General features: G+C 41.0%; 19 protein-coding genes. 6 read left to right on the top strand and 13 right to left on the bottom strand.

Annotation, left to right across the window (positions count from 1 at the left end):
- Positions 1-30: 30 nt before the first annotated feature.
- Together DI060_RS03905 and DI060_RS03900 are read right to left on the bottom strand one after the other, a co-directional pair.
- Positions 31-678: an OmpA family protein gene (locus DI060_RS03905; protein WP_244594267.1), complete on the bottom strand. Its 648-nt coding sequence runs from the start codon at positions 676-678 to the stop codon at positions 31-33.
- A gap of 195 nt (positions 679-873) precedes the next feature.
- The gene (locus tag DI060_RS03900; protein WP_108973862.1) at positions 874-1,722 is read right to left on the bottom strand and encodes a flagellin N-terminal helical domain-containing protein; all 849 of its coding nucleotides are present in this window, start codon (positions 1,720-1,722) and stop codon (positions 874-876) included.
- Positions 1,723-1,909: 187 nt separating this feature from the next.
- Between DI060_RS03900 and DI060_RS03895 the strand changes: the two genes are divergently transcribed.
- On the top strand, positions 1,910-2,464 hold the full coding sequence (locus DI060_RS03895) for a cob(I)yrinic acid a,c-diamide adenosyltransferase (protein WP_108973860.1): 555 nt from the start codon (positions 1,910-1,912) through the stop codon (positions 2,462-2,464).
- Positions 2,461-3,738 (top strand): peptide MFS transporter, encoded by a 1,278-nt coding sequence (locus DI060_RS03890; RefSeq protein WP_244594266.1) that lies wholly within the window; start codon positions 2,461-2,463, stop codon positions 3,736-3,738. Before DI060_RS03895 ends, DI060_RS03890 begins: the two co-directional genes overlap by 4 nt.
- A gap of 5 nt (positions 3,739-3,743) precedes the next feature.
- Here the strand turns inward: DI060_RS03890 and ptsP are convergent, their stop codons facing one another.
- The 6 genes from ptsP to DI060_RS03860 all read right to left on the bottom strand — a co-directional run bounded on the left by ptsP (position 3,744) and on the right by DI060_RS03860 (position 10,463).
- On the bottom strand, positions 3,744-5,483 hold the full coding sequence (gene ptsP, locus DI060_RS03885) for a phosphoenolpyruvate--protein phosphotransferase (RefSeq protein WP_244594265.1): 1,740 nt from the start codon (positions 5,481-5,483) through the stop codon (positions 3,744-3,746).
- 59 nt (positions 5,484-5,542) lie between these two features.
- The gene (lpxC, locus tag DI060_RS03880; protein WP_108973856.1) at positions 5,543-6,448 is read right to left on the bottom strand and encodes a UDP-3-O-acyl-N-acetylglucosamine deacetylase; all 906 of its coding nucleotides are present in this window, start codon (positions 6,446-6,448) and stop codon (positions 5,543-5,545) included.
- A 221-nt stretch (positions 6,449-6,669) separates the two neighbouring features.
- Positions 6,670-7,443: a mammalian cell entry protein Mce gene (gene mce, locus DI060_RS03875; protein ID WP_108973854.1), complete on the bottom strand. Its 774-nt coding sequence runs from the start codon at positions 7,441-7,443 to the stop codon at positions 6,670-6,672.
- A 37-nt stretch (positions 7,444-7,480) separates the two neighbouring features.
- Entirely contained in the window at positions 7,481-8,269 is a 789-nt protein-coding gene (locus DI060_RS03870; RefSeq protein WP_108973852.1) for an ABC transporter ATP-binding protein, read from the bottom strand.
- An 8-nt stretch (positions 8,270-8,277) separates the two neighbouring features.
- Entirely contained in the window at positions 8,278-9,054 is a 777-nt protein-coding gene (locus DI060_RS03865; protein ID WP_108973850.1) for an MlaE family ABC transporter permease, read from the bottom strand.
- A complete protein-coding gene (locus DI060_RS03860) occupies positions 9,051-10,463 on the bottom strand; it encodes a hypothetical protein (protein WP_108973848.1) in 1,413 nt (470 codons plus the stop codon). The genes DI060_RS03865 and DI060_RS03860 overlap by 4 nt, the downstream gene beginning before the upstream one ends.
- 58 nt (positions 10,464-10,521) lie before the next feature.
- Here DI060_RS03860 and DI060_RS03855 point away from each other — a divergent pair, with 58 nt between their 5' ends.
- Positions 10,522-11,574 carry a D-alanine--D-alanine ligase gene (locus DI060_RS03855; RefSeq protein WP_108973846.1) on the top strand — a complete coding sequence of 351 codons (1,053 nt, stop codon included), beginning with the start codon at positions 10,522-10,524 and terminating at the stop codon, positions 11,572-11,574.
- Here the strand turns inward: DI060_RS03855 and DI060_RS03850 are convergent.
- Genes DI060_RS03850 through DI060_RS03830 form a run of 5 tightly spaced genes read right to left on the bottom strand, consistent with a single transcriptional unit; the run spans position 11,540 to position 16,063 of the window.
- Positions 11,540-12,943, bottom strand: coding sequence for a high affinity choline transporter 1 (locus DI060_RS03850; RefSeq protein WP_108974063.1), 1,404 nt, complete (start codon positions 12,941-12,943; stop codon positions 11,540-11,542). The two genes, DI060_RS03855 and DI060_RS03850, sit on opposite strands and share 35 nt — an antisense overlap.
- A gap of 3 nt (positions 12,944-12,946) precedes the next feature.
- Positions 12,947-13,222, bottom strand: coding sequence for an exodeoxyribonuclease VII small subunit (locus DI060_RS03845; protein ID WP_439956884.1), 276 nt, complete (start codon positions 13,220-13,222; stop codon positions 12,947-12,949).
- Positions 13,216-14,505 carry an exodeoxyribonuclease VII large subunit gene (xseA, locus tag DI060_RS03840; RefSeq protein WP_108973842.1) on the bottom strand — a complete coding sequence of 430 codons (1,290 nt, stop codon included), beginning with the start codon at positions 14,503-14,505 and terminating at the stop codon, positions 13,216-13,218. The genes DI060_RS03845 and xseA overlap by 7 nt, the downstream gene beginning before the upstream one ends.
- On the bottom strand, positions 14,498-15,616 hold the full coding sequence (locus DI060_RS03835; RefSeq protein ID WP_108973840.1) for an AI-2E family transporter: 1,119 nt from the start codon (positions 15,614-15,616) through the stop codon (positions 14,498-14,500). Before DI060_RS03835 ends, xseA begins: the two co-directional genes overlap by 8 nt.
- Positions 15,617-15,622: 6 nt before the next feature.
- Positions 15,623-16,063, bottom strand: coding sequence for a hypothetical protein (locus DI060_RS03830; RefSeq protein ID WP_108973838.1), 441 nt, complete (start codon positions 16,061-16,063; stop codon positions 15,623-15,625).
- Positions 16,064-16,074: 11 nt separating this feature from the next.
- On the opposite strand from DI060_RS03830, the gene DI060_RS03825 reads away from it, so the two are divergent.
- Genes DI060_RS03825 through DI060_RS03815 form a run of 3 tightly spaced genes read left to right on the top strand, consistent with a single transcriptional unit; the run spans position 16,075 to position 21,160 of the window.
- The gene (locus DI060_RS03825; protein ID WP_108973836.1) at positions 16,075-16,791 is read left to right on the top strand and encodes a DedA family protein; all 717 of its coding nucleotides are present in this window, start codon (positions 16,075-16,077) and stop codon (positions 16,789-16,791) included.
- A 35-nt stretch (positions 16,792-16,826) separates the two neighbouring features.
- A complete protein-coding gene (locus DI060_RS03820) occupies positions 16,827-19,967 on the top strand; it encodes a SpoIIE family protein phosphatase (protein ID WP_108973833.1) in 3,141 nt (1,046 codons plus the stop codon).
- A gap of 32 nt (positions 19,968-19,999) precedes the next feature.
- Positions 20,000-21,160 (top strand): GNAT family N-acetyltransferase, encoded by a 1,161-nt coding sequence (locus tag DI060_RS03815; protein ID WP_108973831.1) that lies wholly within the window; start codon positions 20,000-20,002, stop codon positions 21,158-21,160.

The following is a 21,160-nucleotide window of genomic DNA, read 5'->3' as shown; positions in this document are numbered from 1 at the left end:
TCCTCTGAAAACCGGTATCCTTGTTCTTGCTTAGCCTGCTGCTAAGATTTCTACTTCTACTCTTCTATTCTTTCCATCTTCAGGCTTCAAACCTTTCGCAGGAGTGCTAGACCCAAGTCCTTTTACAGAATTGATTCTTTGTGCTTCTATACCACTTTCCTTAATAGCGGAACTAGCTGTTTCTGCACGTGATTGGGATAGCCTTAAATTTACATCTTCTGCACCTGTTTTGTTGGCATGGCCTGTGATATTGATTTTGGTTTCGGGATACGCAGCGAGTGCCTCTGCTAATTTATCGAGGTTTTCCTTTCCTTTCCCTTTGAGGTCAGACTTTCCATCTTCAAAGGAAATGCCACCGTCCATCTTCACAAGAAGGGCTTCTGTTTCACCATTGGCACCCGTTTGTTTTTCCAGAGCAATCCCTTCTTTGGACATCTGCTCATTCATATTGTCATACATTGTATTCAAATAGAATCCTGTACCGAGTCCTGCAAGGCAACCAGCACCTAGGCCAATAATCTTACCTTTGTTTTGTGGTTTTTTCTTTTCTAAGTTGAGTGCGTCTTTAATTTGTTTTTGGAAATTGTTCTTTGTATTTTTTGAATCCTTTTTTCTTTGGGATTCATCATAAACTGCTCCAATAGCCAAACCAGCAGCACAACCTATGGATGTACTCATTATCAATCTTTTAGCGTTATCTGATAGTCCGCAGGAAATACTAGTTAAAAGTGAAAGGGCTAAAGTGCCCGAAACAAGCTGTTTCATTTTTATCCTCGAATATTAAATCTTTCGGACTAAGCTTGGGAAGGAAATGATTTTAGGCAAGTGGAAACTGCAAAAAAGGGGGATTGAAATCCCCCCAAGCGCCAAGATCTAGTAGCGATCCGTAAGCAATTTAACAACGGATTCTGGACGAACATTTGCTTGTGCAAGCATCGCTACACCAGATTTGGTAAGGATTTGGTTTTTGGAAAATTCAACCATTTCTTCTGCCATATCAGCATCTCTCACTTGTGATTCGGAAGAAACCAAATTCACATAATTGTTGCTTAACGATCGAAGAGTCAGGTCAAGTCGGTTGTAATAAGCTCCTAAATCTGAACGAAGTTGATTTACTTTTGAAATCGCATCATCCAAAACTTTTAAAGAGTTATTTGCTTTGTCAGGAGTCGAAAGAGTCAAACGGTCTTGTCCACCTTTTAACTTCAAAGCTGAACTATTCATAGTATTGATGAATATATCAACTCTCTCTCCCGCATTGCCACCCACCTGCACCGACATAGGATTTTTTCCGGCTCTCGAAAATCGACCATCCAGTGGACGAATTTTGTTGAACTCGGCAGTCGTTCCGATTCTCTCTACTTCCTCTACCAATTGCGAGACCTCTAACTGAACTAGTTTTCGATCTTCTGTAGAGTAGATTCCGTTAGCCGACTGAACTGAGAGTTCTCGTAGGCGTTGGAGAATGGAATTAACCTGATCCAATGATCCTTCCGTGACTTGCAGAAAGGATAGACCATCTTGGGTATTTCGTTCTGCTTGTCCCAAACCTCGGATTTGGCTTCTTAGTTTTTCGGATACCGCAAATCCAGGAGCATCATCACCAGGGCGATTGAGTCGCATGCCTGTGGCGAGACGTTCCATGGATTTGTCCATATCACGACTGGTATTTGTCAGTGCTCGCTTTGCTACCAAAGCGCTGACGTTGTGATTGATAATCATAGTCACACCCTCCTTGTGTGTCTCTAGACCCTTTGTTTCCCTACAAAGAGGAGAGGCCGCTTCCGTTTCTGTTTAGCAGAAGAGAAGAGGGGTTGCCTTCCCTGTTTCTCCCGAAATTGCCTTTCCCTTTCAGTCTACTCCCAAGAAACTGTGTCTGTAAAGAAATTTTGACGGTCAGGATGAGAATTTGAAGATTTATACAAAGGCTGGGGATACAGGAGAGACCTATTTGGCCTCTGGAAAAAAGGTCCCAAAGACAGACGAACGGGTAGGTCTTTATGGAACCAGTGATGAGCTTAACTCTTGGATAGGCTTTGCTCTTTCCTTTAGGCCACAATCTGGGTCAGGGGTCATAGAATATTTGACAAAAGTCCAACACCTGTTATTCGAGCTTGGCTCAGAACTTGCCGGTTACCAAGCAAAATCTGGAGTCTCCTGTATCGGGCCAGAAGATACCCAAGAGATGGAAAATGAGATCGACCGTTTGAGTCAGTCTTTGCCAGAGCTAAAAAGTTTTATTCTACCAGCAGGTGTTAGTTTTGCCTCAGGTTTACATATAGCCCGAACCATTTCTCGACGACTCGAACGGGAGACACTCACTTACATACAGAATGGAGGAGATATATCGCAAGAGATTCGTATCTTTTTGAACCGTTTGTCAGATTATCTTTTTACAGCTGCACGTTATGTGAATATGGAAAGTAAAGAAAAAGAAGTCGAATGGAGAAGCCGTACGAAATGAACGTTTCTCTTCATCAAAAACTAAGCCCACTCTTTTTCACTGAGATGTGGGAGCGCACAAGTTATTATGGGATGCGTGCATTGTTAGTTTTGTATTTGGTTAAAGCAATGGATTTTTCCGACAAAGATGCTAGCCAAGTGTATGGACTTTATACAAGTTTTGTTTATGTAACGCCTGTTTTGGGAGGATTGATCGCTGATAGATATCTTGGATTGAAAAGGTCAATCTATATAGGCTCATTTCTTATGTTGTTGGGTCATTTATCGCTCGCAATCCCAGGACTCACTTTCTTTTATTTCGGATTGGTACTCTTAGCTCTCGGAAATGGATTCTTTAAACCCAATATGTCAACTTTGGTGGGAAGATTGTATGAAAAGGAACCTCATTTGAAGGATAGTGCCTACACGATTTTTTATATGGGTATCAACTTAGGTGGCTTACTTGGTCCCTTGTTTTGTGGATATTTGGGTGAAAAGGTGAATTGGCACTATGGATTTGGAGCCGCAGGCATAGGAATGGCTTTAGGCATTTGTATTTTTTACTTTGGGACAAACAAATTCAATCCGGATATATGGACCTTGCCCCGAGCTTCTAAAGTAGTAACGAATGAAGAGGAAGGTAGCAATACATTTAGGATTTTACTGATTTTACTTTTGTCCTTATTCAGCATTATCTTTTGGATGGCATTTGAACAAATGGGTAGTTCCCTAAATCTATTTGCTCTTCGGTATACAGATCGATTTGTATTTGGTTGGGAAATCCCCGCTTCTTATTTCCAATCCATCAATCCACTTTTTATTCTTCTATTAGCACCGATCTGCATCACTCTCTGGGATAGGATCGCTTCTCGCTCAATCTCTTTTGATCCCATGCTAAAGTTTGTATTTAGCCTATTTTTTTTAGGAATAGGATTTGCTGTACTTGCTCTGGTAACAAAGGATTCGCAAATCTCGGAACAAAACAAAGTTAGCTTCTGGATTTTGATTTTTGTTTACTTTTGGAATACTTTGAGTGAAATATTTTTATCACCGGTAGGCCTTTCCTTTGTGAACCAAACAGCGCCTATGCGATTTGCGGGCATGCTAATGGGAACTTGGTTTCTTTCCAATGCCTTTGGGCACTATTTAGCAGGATATTTAGCTGGAATTTCGCAAGCACAGGCTCAGATATCAGATTTCTTTTCGATCTTTGTCTACAGCTCCTGGCTGGGTGCAGCTTTACTTTTGGTGATTTGGTTTTCTTTGCGAAAACGTATGCGTGAGATTTGGAGGTAGGTCATTTAGCCGATTGTTTGGCTCACGAGAGTCTCTATATCTTCATATTTTTCTTCAGCCGCTAGGGATATCACCTGGTCCACTAGTAATTTTGATTTCCAAACCGAACATTCTGTAACTTTCTTTTTGATTTTTTTGAGTAGAGGCAAAGCACAGGACAAATCTCTGTAGCCCATACCTATCAGAACAGAGGTAAACATAGGATCACTCCCAATCTCTCCGCAGATGGAAAGAGGTTTTTTTTGGGATTTTGCAACTTCTGCTATATTCTTTAGCAAAAGCAAAAAGACAACTTGCCAAGGATTGTAGAGATCATTCACAGTGTGGTTGTTTCTTTCCACGGCTAATAGATACTGCAAAAGGTCGTTTGTGCCAACACTATAGAAATCAACATGTTTACCCAGAAAGGGTAGATTCAAGGCGCAGGCGGGAGTCTCTACCATGATCCCCAACGGTATCTGTTTATGGATTTGGTGGCCTTGGTATTTTAATTCCTCTTCACATTCCTGAATCAACCTCTTTGATTCTAAAATTTCTGATAAGGTTGTGATCATTGGAAGCATAATCCACATCGTACCAAATTCACTTGCTCGGAGAAGGGCACGCAATTGTTCTTTAAAAAAATGAGGGTGTCGAAGCAGATATCGTATGCCTCTATTCCCAAGAAATGGATTGGACTCTTCATATCCATTTTCCATTTTATCCGCACCAATGTCCCAGACGCGGAAGGTGACAGTTTTATCTTTCATTTGCAGAAGTATTTGTTTGTAGACATCAAATTGTTCTTCTTCTGTTGGCTTGATGTCTTGGTAACTGATGAAAAGAATTTCGGTTCTAACAAGCCCTATCCCATCTGCCCCTTTTTCTTCAGCAAGGCTCACTTCCTCGAGAGAGTCCACATTAACCTTAATTTTGAGTTCAGCACCATCTGTAGTTTTTAAAAGAGGGAGATTTGGCTCCTCTTGAGGATTGGATTTGATTTCGGAACTGATCCCATATAGTTTCACCTCATCCAAGCTAGGTGACCTATGTATGATCCCTTTTTGTGAATCCAAAAGTATATAATCATCTTCTTCTACATGTGCTGTGATGTTTTTTAGTCCTACGACTGTGGGAATGCCAAAGTTACGTGCAATGATCGCCATATGACCTGTTTTTCCACCAAAGTCAGTAGCTATACCTATGATTTTGGTTTTGTCTAGGCTGATCATTTCTGTGGGGGTAATTTCTTTTGCCACTAGAATGCAGGACTCAGGAAGACGAAGGTTGAGATCCTCTGATTTGTTGCTTTCGGGGCCTAGGTTATCTTCTAACCTTTTTCCTATATCAAGCAGGTGGTCAGCTCTCTCTCTAAAAAACGGATCGGGGATATTTTGGAATTCTTCGTATAGGGAACTAACCGCTGTTTCAAGAGCTAAATTTGCATTTTCAAAATTGAGTTGTATTCTTTCCACCACCTTAGCTCGAAAGAGTGGGTCGTTCAAGAATACAATTTGGGATTCTATGATCTCGGCAAGTTCCGAATTCTTTTCCCCTTTTTGGCATTTTTCTCGGAGTGCCTCTAATTCTTGTTCGGTTCTGGAAAGACTTTGTTTGAAAAGTTCTAATTCAGCTCGCGTTTCGGCTGGCTCAAGGCCAGAGCGTGGTTCTCTTTTTCGTTTGTGGGGAATCCACTTATGGACCTTACCATAGACAATGCCTGGGAAAGCGGATATACCTTTGAATATGAGTTTCTCTTCCACCATGCTTTCCCTTGGCGAAAGTATCTAGGAGGTAGGGACCTTTGGAAAGTAAAAAATCTAAATTACTGGCTAGCTTCTTTTTTGGCAAAGAGAGGGATGCGTTTGCTTTTGAAGCTTGTCAGCTCATCGCCTGTTACTTTACTCATGATGCACTTTGCTAGGGATATATCCAAGGCATGACCCGCTTTAGAAGCAATCAAATGCCCATAAAAAGGCCTTCCCATCACAGCTAAGTCACCGATCAAATCGAGAATTTTATGGCGTACACATTCGTTTTCGTAGCGAAGACTTTCATTTAAGTACCCATCTTCAGTGAGAACCACCGCATTGTCGAGGGACCCGCCGAGCGCCAAACCTCTGGCCTGTAATGCCTCCACATCCTTCAAAAACCCAAACGTTCTCGCAGGTAGGATATCGGTAGCAAGGATGGAATCATCCAACACAGTTGTATAGGATTGCCCTTTGAGGAGTGGGTGGTTAAAGTCAATATGGTAGGTAACTTTTAATTCATCAGATGGTAGGATGACCAAGTATTTGTCTCCGTCCACTACCCACATTGGATGGGAGATCCGAATGGGTTCTACCGTTTCCGAGAGAGTCTGAATGCCTGTTCCTTGTATGCCTTCCCAAAATGGACGTGAGGAACCATCCATAATCGGTACTTCTACGGCATCGATTTCTAAAATACAGTCTGTAATTCCTTGGGTATACAAGGCAGCGAGCATATGTTCTATGGTTTGCACTCGGTTGCTACCACCATCTCCAAGGGTAGTGGCATTGCTCGTATCAACGACATGGTCAAGTGAAATGGGAATGCGCACTTTAGAACCATTTCTATATAGAAAAAAAACAAGACCCGTGCCTGCTTCTGCCGGGTGCATCCTAAGAGTCACTGTTTTGCCTGAATGTAGGCCGATACCTTTAAGAGTGAGTGATTCTCGGATCGTTTTTCTGTGAATTGTCTGCATGGTCGTTTTCCCTTGCCTTTTTTAACCTACAAGCTTAGTGCAATATCCATGCCAATCCATTGGAATGTCTCTAAAATGGAGGGTTCCCGAGCCTCCAACAAGGGCTGTAGGGTGCTTTCTCTATGTGTTCAGAATATGAACTCAAAAAAAAGAGCCCTGACTGTTTTGCACTGCCAAAAAACTGTCTCATTTTTGCAACAGTGTCTCTCTTTTGCAACAGATCAAAAGGCGGAGAGAGCCGATCGGATGAAGCTTGTAACAGGCGCTTGTTCTCTCGTGTCCTCTAATCCTTCTCTGATTTCCTTTAAGACGACTTGGGCATCACCTAAGGTGGTATTGACGGACTTGTGAACGTCACTTTCATTGATCAATTTACCGAGGGTTCCTTTCCCCTGGTTGATCTTGCCTGTGATCTCCGCCACGTTTTGGATGGACTTTCGGATATCTGCCCTATTTTCGGCGATCAACTCTGAGAGGGAAACGAGAGGGTCTTGGGTCACTTTTCCTTGGATAGGCACCATCTTTCCTGCTTTGGGTTGGAGTAGGATAGGGTCATGTAAAGGGGAGCCCATGTCAAACTGTTTGGTTTTGGGATCGATGTTGTATTTGGAGCCTGGGTCGAGTGCAACCACTCGACCGGAGAGTAAACTCTCGTTTTTGATGGTAATCTGGTAATTGTCAAATAGGTTGATTGGTGCTTTCAAGAGTAAGGTAAGCTCTACCTTGGTTCCTATACCTGCGGTTCCGTCTGCCAAAACTTCACCTCGCTCATCTATCTGGACCAATCGAATCTTGGATACATAGCCAAAGGGAACGCCATGGATGGTAACTTTTCCTCCCACTTTAATCCCTTCAGCATCAGGAAAGTAAACTGCCAAAGGAAATCCCGATTTTTGGAAAGGTCCGCCCTCAGTGATGATCGTGAAATAGGCAATCACTAGCAGAGAAAGTAAGAATAGAATGCCAACGATTATGGTTTGGCGGATTGATTTCATTGGTATACCCTTACCTTCTAACTTTCCTTACCTTGCGTCAATTGGATTTTACTTTCTTCAATTCAGAATGGTCTAGGACCATTGGTCCATGGGTTCGACCATGGATGAATTGTTGAATGATGGGATTGGGAGAGTTTTGGATTTCTTCTGGAGTACCACATAAGAGTACTTCCCCTTCGTACAAAAAGCTAATGCGATCGGCAATCATATAGGCTGAGTTCATATCATGTGTTACGACAATACTCGTTAGACCTAATTCCTTTTGCATGCGGATGACAAGTTCATTGATCACATTGCTCATGACAGGATCTAAGCCTGATGTGGGCTCGTCATATAAGACAATTTCAGGTTGCGAGGTGAGGGCACGTGCAAGTCCCACTCTTTTTTTCATACCGCCAGATATATTGCTCGGGAGAGTGTCTTTGGCTGGAACAAGATCTAGCCACCTTAATTTTTCCATGACAATGCGATCGAGCTCTTCTCCATCTGCAATTTTGTGTTCACGAAGAGGCAAAGCAACGTTTTCATAGACACTCAACCAATTGATGAGGGCTCCAGATTGAAACAACACACCTAGTTTTGCACGTAAGGATTCTTTTTGTTTGGGTTCTGCAAAGCTAATTTGTTCGCCAAAAACAAAACATGCCCCGTGATCGGGGTCTAGTAATCCGGTGATGTGTTTGAGACTCACCGACTTACCAGTACCAGATGGACCTAGGATCACCATTGTCTCACCCTTTTTTACTTGCAGGTTCATACCTTTTAAGATTTTTCTTTGTCCGAATGCTTTATGTACATTTTTCATTTCGATGGCATAAGTTTCCATTGTTTTGCTCACTTATAAAAAATCGCCGTTATCACATAACCAAAGAAAATGACCGTTAAAAAGGAAATGACAACAGCTTTCCTTGTCGTTTGCCCAACTCCAATCGCACCACCTTCTGTACGAAGGCCTTGGCTACAAGATATTGTGGCAATGAGTAAACCAAATACGTAGCCTTTAAAAATTCCAACGTAGAGATCCTTTAGGCCTGGAATGGAGGAAACTCGATCCTTCACATCCTGGAAGTAGGAAAGAATATCTATACCCAGTTGGAAATGACCTACGATTGCGCCACCTAATATGCCTAATGTAGAAGAGTAAATACACAATACGGGAACCATAATCGAAAATCCAAAGATGCGAGGCATTACAAGGTATCGCACAGGATTGATGGACATCACCTCTAAGGCATCAATCTCCTCTGATACTTTCATTGTCCCGATCTCTGCTGCCATTGCTGAACCAACTGAGGCAGCTAAAATGAGGGAAGTCATAAAAGGAGACATCTCTCGCGTGAGTGTGATCGTAAGTAGTAAACCAATCTGACCTTCCGCTCCAAAATCACGCAGACCCAGTCCGGTATTTAATCCCATAATCATCCCCGTAAATACAGAAACTATGCTCACTACAAACAGAGAACCGACTCCTGAAATGTACATCTGTTCTATGATTTCTTTGCGCTTAAAAACGACATGTGGCGTTTGAGAAAAGGCACGAAACAAAAGTAAAACGGTAAATCCTATGGCTTCGATATAAGGAATAAATTTTTGCGAAAAATAGAGTTTCATATTTCAATTAGCCAAATCAATTTAAAGGTATTCTTTTCCTTTTGTGTGTCAATTCCCAAAAAGCCATACAAAAAGTCATATTTAAATCCTTTCTCGGATTTTTTGTACTCAGCTAACAAAGGGATATGGAGGTTAAATTCAGATTCTGTCCAACGTTGGGTATAAAGCCTAGATATGAGGTGGAGTCGTTTTTCTCCATTCACTAGTTTTTTATATTCAATGATGGAGAAAATTGGTTCCCACATATCCTCCATGGACTCAAAACGAACTGGAATGAGGGAAACGGTATTCCATGAGGTATTTCCTTCACTGTCCTTGTGGTAGCGAACAATCGGCCATACTTTCCAGTACAAATCATCTCGTCCGGTTCCTGGGTATTCTTGCTTCATATGCGAAAAAATTGGGAATACAAAGTAAGATTTTGCCTTTAAGTGATTTGTATTCTGGCTGAGTGAGATATAAAAAGGTGTGATAAACTCTGCTTCTTTATTGGCAAAATATGAATATCCATACAAAGGAAAGATTACGAACTTCTCTGTATCTTTTTTTTCCGAGCTAGTGAATTGGAAAAAGAAGAAAAGAAAGGAAAGGTTCTTCTGCTTTGTCTTCTTGTCAAAGCCGTAAGAAAACAATGAATTTAGAATGGGAAACCAAAGAAAAGCTCGGCTTTTCATTGAACCAGATTCTGTATCCTTTGAGAGGTAAAAAGGAAAAAAAACTTTATACTGAGTAGGCTCTCTCTTGTCCATGCGATCTTCGCCCCATTGGAAGAAAGGCCATAGGATCGAATAACGTTTGTACTTCCCTAAATGTTCCTTGTGAGAATAGAAGGGAAAAATGCGGAATTCATCTCTTGTTTCCGATTTTCCACTTAATGTGAGTGGCCAAAGGATAGACTTTGCTTCATACGTTTTATATGACCATTCGGAATAGAGTGGAAATAGAAGGAGTGGATATCCGAAAAAACGAATTTTCTGGTAGGAAATTTTATTTCGCATGGTTCCATAAAACGGATAGATGCTTATGTATTCTTCTTTCGGAGTATCTCCCTTGCCCCAGAAAAAAATAGGGCTTAGGAAGATATCTTCTTCATCATCACCTTCTTCGTGTTTGAAGCCAGTACCAGTGAAAAAGAAGAGGGAGGACCAGGAATACCAATGGTTTGTTTCTTCCTTAAAAAAAATAGGGCTTAGGATAGTTTTGAAGCGGTAGGCGGTGCTTGGGTCTTGCCAAGACCCATAGAGAGGGCGGATCCAAAATCCATTTTGTGCACCCCTTTTTTCCGATTCATACAAAAACCAAAATTGAAAGTAATCCGAAGGAAGGTCCTCTGAAAATGTTTTGGGGAGTTTTGCCTCTAGGGACAGTGTCAATCCAAGAAAAAGAAATACCGAAAGGACCTTCCGCATATAAACAATTGACACTTGCTTATCGTGAAAATGATAATCAGAACAATCAAGTGATTTCATGAGTAAAAAAAGAATTGGGCTTATTTTTGGAGGGATTTCTTCGGAGCATTTGATTTCGATCCGTTCTTCCTTTTTCATTTACCAAACCATTGATAGAAACGACTTTCAAGTCATTCCGATCTACATTGGTACTAGGGGAAAGTGGTACATCCCGAATCAGTTTGAGGCAAAATTTCCCCATCCGGAAGGCATGACAGAAGAGATATTTTCCGAAAGATTCATACGAGAGAATGAAATCGATCTGACAAGTGATAAACACCTCCTTTCGGTTTTGAAATTGGACGCTGCTTTTTTGGGTGTGCACGGCGGACAAGGAGAAGATGGCTCCCTACAAGGATTTTTGGAAATCCACCAAATCCCATATACAGGGTCTCAAGTTATGGCTTCGGCTTTAGCTATGGATAAACTTAGGTCGAACCAACTCTTTGGACTCGCAGGAATTCCCGTTGCAAAATTTGTAGAGCTCGAAAAAGGAAAGGAAGACGTAAAGCGTTTTGTCTTGAATTTACCCTTTGGATTTCCTATTTTCATTAAACCAACATTAGGTGGTTCTAGTGTAAATACAGGACCTGCAAAAACTCCAGAAGAAGCAATCACCTTGATTGAAAAAATCTTTGTGACTGAGTCAAGAGTTCTTCTTTCCGAGTTGATATCTGGTAAAGAAGTATCCATAGGTGTTCTAGAAAAAAAGAATGGAAATGTGTGGGAGCCTTTCCCTCTCGTTCCGACAGAGATTCGACCCAAATCAGAATTTTTTGATTATACCGCTAAGTACACCAAGGGTGGCAGTATTGAAATCACACCGGCTGAGGTTTCGGAAGAGATGACTAAAACCTTACAAACATACGCTTTGCTTTGCCACAAAATTTTGAATTGCAGAGGATATTCACGCTCTGACTTTATCATCAAAGCTGATACAGCTTATGTACTAGAAACAAATACCTTACCAGGCATGACAGGTACTAGTCTCATCCCCCAACAAGCTGAGGCGCTTGGTATACAAATGAAAGATGTCTTTACTTGGTTATTGCTGCAGTCTCTGGGACTTTAGGGAATAGTTTCATCCCAAGAAGGATTGCCATAAGACTTGTCAAAGTTCCATAAAAGTGACTAGTCATCTCTAGATCCATAGCTTCTAACACAACCCAGGTGGCGATTCCTGTGAACAAAGATAGCAGTGCTGCCTGTTCGCTTGCTTTTTGGCTCCACAATCCAAAAACCATTGGGATAAAAATGGAAACTAGAGATAGTCCACTAGAATCTTCCACAAGGGCGTAAATGGAAGGTTTTCCAACTGCTAGGGCATAGGAGATAATGGCAACGACCAATACAGAAACTCTAGATAGTTTCAGTAAACTTTTGTCCGTTTTAGTTTTTAAAAAGTACTTTAAAATATTTTCAGAAAGAATAGAAGAGGGGGCAAGAATCGCTCCGGAGGCTGTTGAAAGGATTGCGGAGATCAAAGCTGAAAAGAAGAGAACTTGAACAAGGGGACTTGCAAAGTGTAATACAAGCCGTGGGATTAATAGTTGTGAATCCTCGGAATGAAGTGAGAGTTCAGGTAGTAGCTGGTGAGCTAATAGACCAAGTAACAAGGGTATCATGGCAAAACTCAAATAGATGATGGCCGAGAGATACGAAGCAAGGACTGCGACTTTTTCAGATTTTGCTGACATCACTCTCTGGAAGATATCTTGTTGAGGTAAGGAGCCTAGGCCTACGACCATCCAAGCTGCTAGATACTTTACCCAAGCATCGTAGCTAGCCTCAGGAAAAAAATTAAGAAAACCTGGCGGTGTTTCTTGTAAACTTGCCCAAACTGATTTTACCTCATTGATTTGGAAAAAAACAAAAACCAATCCTACCAAAATACTGATCGATTGAAAAAAATCAGTCAGTGATACAGACCACATCCCACCTAGGTATGTATAAAAAACAACTAAGACAGCACCCACACTGAGTCCTACAACTTGCGAGACTCCAAAGATTATTTGCATCATGATTCCCAATGCTACAAATTGTGCGGCAACCCAACCGAAGTAGGAAAAGATAAGGCAAATCCCAGCAATGAATTCCATCTTTTTTCCGTAGCGGTCTCGGTAAAAATCTCCAAACGTGAGGATTTGCATACGGTAGAGTGATTTTGCAAAGAAGATCCCAAGTAAAAGAAGGCAAAGTGCGCCACCAAAAGGGTCTTGGATAACTGCAAGAAAGCCGCCCTTTGCAAATTCGACAGAAGAACCTAAAATGGTCTCACTTCCGAACCAAGTTGCAAAGAGAGCGGCCGTGGAGATAGGGAGAGGAAGACTTCTACCTGCTAATATGAAGTCTTTTGCATTTTTAACGCGTCGTGCCGCTATGATACCAATGAGAACAGTAATGATCAAATATAGGAATACATATATTCCATATGAACCCATCATTTAGAACAGATCGTCCTCACTTTTCTCAGAAGTCTCGCCTTTTTTCTTTTTGACTGTTTCCTTAACAATCTGTCCATTTTGGCCTTTGGCCAAATATTCAATCTTTGCTTCAGCTTCGGCGAGACGGTCCGAGCAGATTTTTTTCAATTCCATACCTCTTTCATATGCCTTGATGGAATCTTCCAAGGAGAGTTGGCCTTTTTCCAATTTCTCAGCAATGGTTTCTAGTTCTAACAGTGCATCTTCAAATGAAATGTTTTTTTTATCGGTCATAATTTACTCACCATCTTCTCTTTAACTTGCGCTTGGAGTCTGCCCTTTTCTAATATAATTTCCAAAAGCTCACCTTCCTTTGTCTGCTCAATGGATTGGATTACTTCTTTTTTCTCATTCCGAATCACTGAAAATCCTCTCTTCAAAGTTCCTAGAGGCGAAAAGTGTTCCACTCTAGAATGCAGGAGTTCAAATGATTGTATCTTCTTTTGGAAGGCTGAACTCATTTTTTCGTGGATGGTGTCTTGGCGTAGGAAGTTATTTCTTTTTTGCATGATATAATTCTTACCAAGAAGCATAATTCGGTTCATGACATCATCGGTGGCTATATACCGTGGTTCTAATACAGCAAGAGGATTTTGAAAAACACTTCTAGAATAAACGCCTGTTAACTTTTCTTTGTATAGTAGAGTGAGATTTTTTAATGCGTAATCCAATCTTTCTTCGGTTTCTTCAATCTTTAATAAAATTTCAGAGAGATTGGGTATGGCTAGCTTTGCTGCTGCTGTTGGTGTAGGGGCTGTGGCATCAGCACTCAGATCTGTAAGCACTCGATCGATTTCGTGTCCGACAGCGCTGATAATGGGAATGCGGGATTTGTAATAGGCGAGTACGACTTCTTTTGTATTGAAGGCCATTAAGTCTTCAAAACTTCCACCCCCTCTACCTGCAATGATGACATCAACATCCCATTTTGGATCATTTAAAGCTTCGATCGCCTGACAAATGGAAGCCGGTGCCTCATCACCTTGGACTATACAAGGAGATACTAATATTTGTATGGTAGGGTTAAGGTCTGTCGCGATTCGAATGATATCTTCAACGGCAGCTCCTTTGGGCGAAGTAACTATCCCCAATCGTTTCGGGAATTTCGGAAGAGGTTTTTTGTGCTCCATATTGAAAATCCCTTGGGTAGCTAGCTCTTGTTTGAGCTTTTCGATTTGTAAGAGAATATCACCTTCCCCTAATTCCTCTACTTTTTGGACGGAAAAGCTATAATAGCCACCTGGTTCATATACAGATATGGAGCCGAATACTCTCAGCTCCATACCATTTTTGATGGGTCGTCCTTTGTAGTGCTTGCTCTGGAAAGAAAAAAAGGCACACTTGATAACGCTTGCCTGGTCCTTCAAAGAGAAATACATATGTCCGGAGGAAGCAGTTTGGGAATAGTTGGAAACTTCTCCTTTTACCCAAATATTTTTTAAACCTTCTTCCTCGGATAATGTTTGTTTTACTAAGCGATTGAGCTCTGAGACTGTTAAACTTTGGTCTGGGCTAGGCATTCTTGTCTTTAAATCTCGTTTCTTTGAATATTTTCCAGAAATCCCAGAGTATGATTATGGACGTCAATGCCATGGGACCTATGACAATCCCTGCAAAACCAAACTCTTGCAATCCTCCGATTAAAGACAAAAAAATTAGGAAAGGATGAGTTTTTAATTTTTTATCTAAGATTTTAGGTTTTACAAAATTTTCTAGAATCAAATAAGCAGCGGCACCAAAGATCATCACAAGGACACCAACTGTCCAGGCATTTTGTACAAGTCCAATGTAAATCCCTACAGGTGCCCATACAACAGAAGTACCAACGACAGGTATCAAAGAAAATATAGTGGCAATGCTCGAGAGAAGAATTTTATTTTGAATCGGTGTAAAGATGAGAATGATGTAAATAGCAACACCTTGCAGTAGAGAGACGAAAAAATTACCAAGCATAACCGTACGAATGGCATCTTCAATCCGTTTGCCGAGCCTTTCTTCAATTTCCTCAGGGAATGGTAAGTTGTTAAATATAGCATTCTCTATTCTATGACCTTCTTTATAAAAGAAAAAGAGCAAAATAAAGGTAAAAAATACGTTGAAAAAAATTGTGCCCGGTACTTCAAAAGATCCAAATAAAAATCCAGAAGAATTTTTTAAGATACTGTAAATCGAGTCTAGGTTGAGTACATCCATATGTGCTCCCACATATTCGCGGTACATCCCAGGCAATTTGATCCAAAAAAATTCATTTTCGGAAAAGAAATCTGTGAGCAAAGGAGAATTTAACAAGAGAGCAACTAAAGATTCCTCGGAGAGTTGGTTTCGTATATAACTCACAAAATTTAGGGATTCAAGAATGATGGAGGAGAGGATCAAATACGACGGTATGACCACGCCAGCTAGCATGAGTAAGATCATGATATAAGGACTGACGGAACCAAAGCGGCTCCCTAAGAAAATTCGCAATCGGTTATGAAACTTTCGCGTGGTTACATAAAACAAAACTGAGAGAAAGAATGCCCATAAGTAAGGTTTAAATACAAAAAATAATAAGTATAAAGTTGCGGAGGAAAGTAAACCTAATAGAAGGTATACGAAGATTTCATTTTTATTTTCAAACCAATTTGGCATCGTGATTTAATAATTTGTTTGTTTTTTAAAGTAATACTTTAAGAGACGATGGTCGCCCTTATTATAAACAATAATTGTCATAGATTTTTTTATAAATCCTTCAAAGAGATACACGACCTTGGTATCAACTTTCTCTTTCTGGACCAATTTCCAATCTCCAAAGCTACTTCTAGTTTCCAAAACCTTTTGGATTTCTTCCATACTGTCCTGCGATTCTAGTGAGAGGTAGGCTTCCTTGGGATTGGAAAATCCAGATCTCAATTCAATTGCATTCACATACTTTGCATTTTGTGGCAGAAATGATCTCGGCAACGAAGTGGGTACTTTTGTAGGGTATTTGCTCAGGCTGAGTCGATCAAAGGAAAAGGTATCCTCTGTTTCCTGGCCATTTCCTTGGCAAGAAAAAGCAGCAAACGAGAGCGCCAGACAAAAGAAAATTCTAAGCATAGGGAAAGCAAATGAGAGAGAGGTCTATCCTTCCATCCATTTTTTTAAAACTTTGTTGCACATTCTGTAAAAGAGGTTCTGATTCCCACGTGGACGTTTTAGGCTCCTTGGGTGAATTTGTTCGTGAGTTTTCTCAATTGCCAATTTGGGCTCTTTTGCTTTTCTTTGCCTTTTCCAATTTTTTTGAAAATGTTTTTCCTCCTTGGCCCGGGGATACCTTTGTCGTGTTTTCTGGCTTTCTAGTCTCGAAATTGGATGCCCCCTTTTATGTATGGCAGCTCCTCCTTGCGACTTTACTCGGAAACTGGGTGGGGGCACTCACGATGTTTTTCTTTGGAAAACAGATCCTGGATTGGATGAAAGTCTCTCGTTTTCCTTGGCTACGGAATGTATACGAAGAGGACAATTTTCACAAGACCATTGCTTGGTTTAAATCCTATTCCGTTCTACTCATCATCCTGTCTCGGTTTTCAGCTGGGATACGATTCTTTGTTGCCATCATTGCGGGAATGAGCCAGATGAGACCCATTTCCTTTCTCTTCTACTACACCATTGCGATTTCTCTCTGGTGCGGCCTTCTCATTTATGCAGGTTATTTTTTGGGTGACCGATGGGATCAAATTATTGTTAGTCTATCGATCTACAATCGAATTGTAAGCATTTTTATTATCTTTATAGTTTTGCTCTTTCTAGGCATATATTTTTCCAGAAAAAAACTTCGAAGTTGACAATTCTTACTTAACCGATTAGATTTCTCCGCATTATGGGTTCTTGGGGTCCGATCGCATTTGATTTTTATTCGTTTGGCTCGCTTGTGGGTGTGATCTTCACCTTCTTCAATGCGCAATTCTTTTTAACAGTGAAGGAAAAGTCAAAGGCCACATTATTTTTAGGAATGGCCACACTTTCTCTGGGTTTGTTTCACACCGCTTATCTGATTGGCTTTTCCCTCATGGGACCTGGCTCCGCTTATTTACGCTGGCTAGTCATGCCAAATGCAATGTTAGGTGCTACATTTTTGTGTGCTTTCTTTTTATCTTTTCCAGAAGAATACTACCTTAAGACTCGAAAAATAGTATTAAGAGTTTTGTTGCTCATCATTTTGATCACAACTCTCTACTTTATTTTTGTTAGCTTCCCTTCCGGAAGAGTTTTCTATTTTTCAGGGCATTATTGGGATTTTCCCGTTCCAAAATTTTACAAAATGTATGGGATCATGGTTGTCTTGTACTTTGTAACCTTTATCATTTTAGACTTTATCCAACTCAGAAAAATGCCAAAAGAGTCGAGGATTGCCTCCTTTGGGATTATGATGTCTTTTGCATTATTAACCATAATACCAGGAGTTTTGAATATCCAATCACGTGATGGAGCCTTCGAAAGGGGACTCTACCAAACCATAACAGATTTGTTATTAGTTGTTGGACTATTTTTATCTACTGTCTTATACATCAATAGCACAAAGGACAAAACAACAATCCTATCACGCATTATAGGTATTGCCTTGGCTACCTTTCTCTTGGTGATCCAGCTTGTGGCTTATTTTTCCATCCACCAAACAGAGAGTAGTTTTGATATGATCTACTTTCAAAAATCCGAATCGGTTGTGCAAAGCAATAAGATTCCGAATGATACGAGTTTTTATTTTTCGTACTCCCTCGCATCGCAAACAGGTAAGTCATTGAAAGACCCGGAAGGTGGTCAATTTTCCCCAAATGAGTATGTGGAAGAGTTTTGGAATGTATGGATGCTTGCCTCACTTTCCAACCTTTCTGAAACAGATTCCTTGGATACGAGTGTGCGGAGGATCTTTCAAAGCCTTCCTGAATCAACCAATGCCTACCAAGCAGAGCTAAGGAGGGCAATCCAAGCAGGTGAATGTCAGACCGCCCAAGATTTGGTCCGGTATCTTGAGTCTATCCAAAAGAAAATCATCTATACACGGAATAAATGGAGAGAACTGCAGCCAGCAGAGATTCGAACCAAGGGAAGGTCTCTTTTTTCCCAAAAAGAGGGAAAGCATAGCGGCTTTCACCTCTATATCCAACAGCTCTTGGATGGAAGCGAAGCTGATGAAGCCCTCTATTCCAAGATCGATCATATGTTAGCACCCGTTCCTTATTTAGGAGAAAGGAATTACAGAGGCAAGGTAAAGTTTACTGAAGCAAATCCAAAAGCGCAGTTTTATATCAGTTATTTTGTACCTGACTTATCTACCTCGCAGGTCCACGAAGTAGGGTTCCCATACGAAAGGTATAGAGATTTCCAGCATGAAGTCACCTTACCTTGGATGTATGGTGGTTTGGGTTTGGCTGTGCTTGTGATCTTTGGATTTCGATTCTTCTTTGGCCGAGCACTCATCCGCCCGATCAAAGAGATCATTGATGGCTTAACGGAAGTGAATTCTGGGAACTTGGATTACCGGCTCAGCATCCATGTGGAGGATGACATTGGCTTTATGGCTAGGTCTTTCAATAGAATGGTGCGTTCCATCCAGGCAGCAAGAAAACGACTTCAACAATATGCGAGTCAGTTGGAAGAAAAAGTCCAGGAGAGGACCAAGGAATTGGAAAACACCTTACAAGAGGTGAGAGCCTTGAAAGACCAGCAGGATGGAGATTATTTCTTAACTTCACTCCTTTTGCAACCTTTCTCAGCTAACCATGTGCATTCGGATAAAGTGCAAATTGACTTCCTCTTAGAACAAAAGAAAAAATTTACATTCCGCCAACATGCCAAAGAGATCGGTGGAGACTTAAACATAGCAAACCAAATCCTTCTGAATGATAAAGTTTATACAGTTTTTTTGAATGCTGACGCCATGGGTAAATCCATGCAGGGCGCAGGCGGAGCTTTAGTACTTGGTTCTGTGTTTGAATCGATCATCACGAGGACGCAAATCTCACCAGAAGCAAGACGCTCCTACCCCGAGAGATGGATCAAAAATAGTTTTGTGGAATTGCACAAGGTTTTTGAAGGTTTTGATGGAAGTATGTTGGTGTCCTTGGTATTGGGACTCATTGACAACGAAACGGGCCTTCTCTATTTCATCAATGCTGAGCACCCATGGATGGTGCTGTACCGAGATGGCATTGCTTCCTTTTTGGAAAATGAATTGATGTTTCGAAAATTGGGTACATCAGGTGTGGAAGGAGATATATTCATACGTACTTTCCAATTAGAACCTGGAGATGTTGTGATTGCTGGATCTGATGGACGCGATGATCTCCTCATTTCACTAACTGCCGACGGAAAGAGAATTATCAATGAGGATGAAAGGCTCTTTTTAAAAGTCGTAGAACGAGGAAAAGGCGAATTGGAATTGATTTACGAAGAACTTCGCGCCATTGGAAGTTTTACAGATGACCTGTCACTTCTCCGTATTTCCTTCCATGAGGAGCGTGAAAAAGTCCGTGTGGAAAGGGAAAGGTTAAAGGAAGTACAATCTCTCCTATTGAAGGCTCGGGAGGCCACGGAATCAAAAGATCTGAAAGAAGCTATTTCCTATCTGGAACAGGCACACAGTCTAGAGGTAAACATTCCAGAAATCAAAAAGAAATTCATCCAATTGTATCTCAAAAACAAAGATTTTGAAAAGGTAAAGCGGATTGCTCGAGATTACTCCGAAATCAAACCAATGGATACTGAGATTATGTATGTGACCGCGTATTCCGCACGAAAGGTTGGGGATCTAAAAACCGCAATCGATTTTGGCGAAAGGGTTCGGCTACGGGACCCACAGCATGTGAAAAATCTCTTAAACCTTGGACAAGCCTACCTCGCGGACAGAAATTTTGTAAGAGCAGAGATCATTTTGAATGCAGCCTGGGCTCTCGACTCCGAAAATCCTAGTTTGGAAAAACTTTTAGAGCATGTGCGGAAGAAACAGAGCCCGAGCCTCTAAGCCGAAAGTCTAAAGGTTGAAGCGGTTCCTTTTTGGCTGAAGAGATCAAAGTCCATAGAAGTTTTTTCGATTTTAGGGAAGAGGAATGGAATGCCCTCGTTCCCGATGATTCTGTCTTCCAAGAGTGGGGCTTTCTTTCTACTTTAGAACGAACAGGTTGTATACAGAAAGGCAGAGATTGGGAGATATTCATATTTGCCTATTGGCAGGATTCACAACTCGTTGCTGCTTTTCCACTCTACCAGAGGTCTGATTCCTACGGAGAGTTCATCTTTGACTTCCAATGGGCCAACGCCTTCCATCGTGCAGGCATTTCATACTACCCCAAATTTACTTCCTGTGTCCCTTTTACTCCTGTTACTGGACAGAGAGTACTTATTAGCGGAAGTTTAAACCAGGAAAAAAAAGAAAAAATCATAAAATCACTGTTAGAGTATGCAAAAGAGTTTGGGAAGGAATCTCAAATTTCATCAGTCCATATTCTTTTTTGCAAAGAAGAAGAGCTATCTTTGGGAGTGTCCGTTGGATTCCACCCTAGGCTATCGCACCAATACCATTGGTTGAATCAGGGGTACAATGATTTTGAACACTTTCTTTCTTCATTGGTAAAAGAAAGGCGAAAAACCATTCGGCAAGAAAGAAAAAAAATCAAAGAATCAGGAATCTTATTAGAAACCTTAGTCGGTGAACAGATCGAAGCGGCACATGCAGATTTGTTTTATTCCTTTTATATGGATACTCATTCCAAAAAATGGGGTCAGGCCTATCTGAATCGAGAATTTTTTCGCGAGATTTTTAAGATTATGAAGCATAGAATCCACTTGGTCCTAGCAAAATCTCCACAAGGAGAGCCCTTGGGGGGGAGTTTTAATTTCCTTCGAGGAGAGTACTTATTTGGTCGTTATTGGGGTGCTCTTAGCTATGTCCCCAATTTGCATTTTGAGTGTTGTTATTACCAGTTGATCGACTATGCCATCCAAAACCAATTGAAGAGAGTAGAGGCTGGTGCCCAGGGTGAGCATAAATTTTTACGCGGATATGAAGCAGTTCCCATGCATAGCCTTCATTATATCTACCATGAATCAGGGAGTGAGGCTATTTACCGCTATTTGGAAAAGGAAATTGAAATGGAGAGAGCAAATATAGAAGGCTACAATGCGCACTCTCCTTTGAAGGCCTTAAGGCAGGTTTAG

The organism is Leptospira ryugenii (assembly GCF_003114855.1).
GTDB classification, from domain to species: domain Bacteria; phylum Spirochaetota; class Leptospiria; order Leptospirales; family Leptospiraceae; genus Leptospira_A; species Leptospira_A ryugenii.
This window is presented reverse-complemented; position numbering and strand designations above follow the sequence as displayed.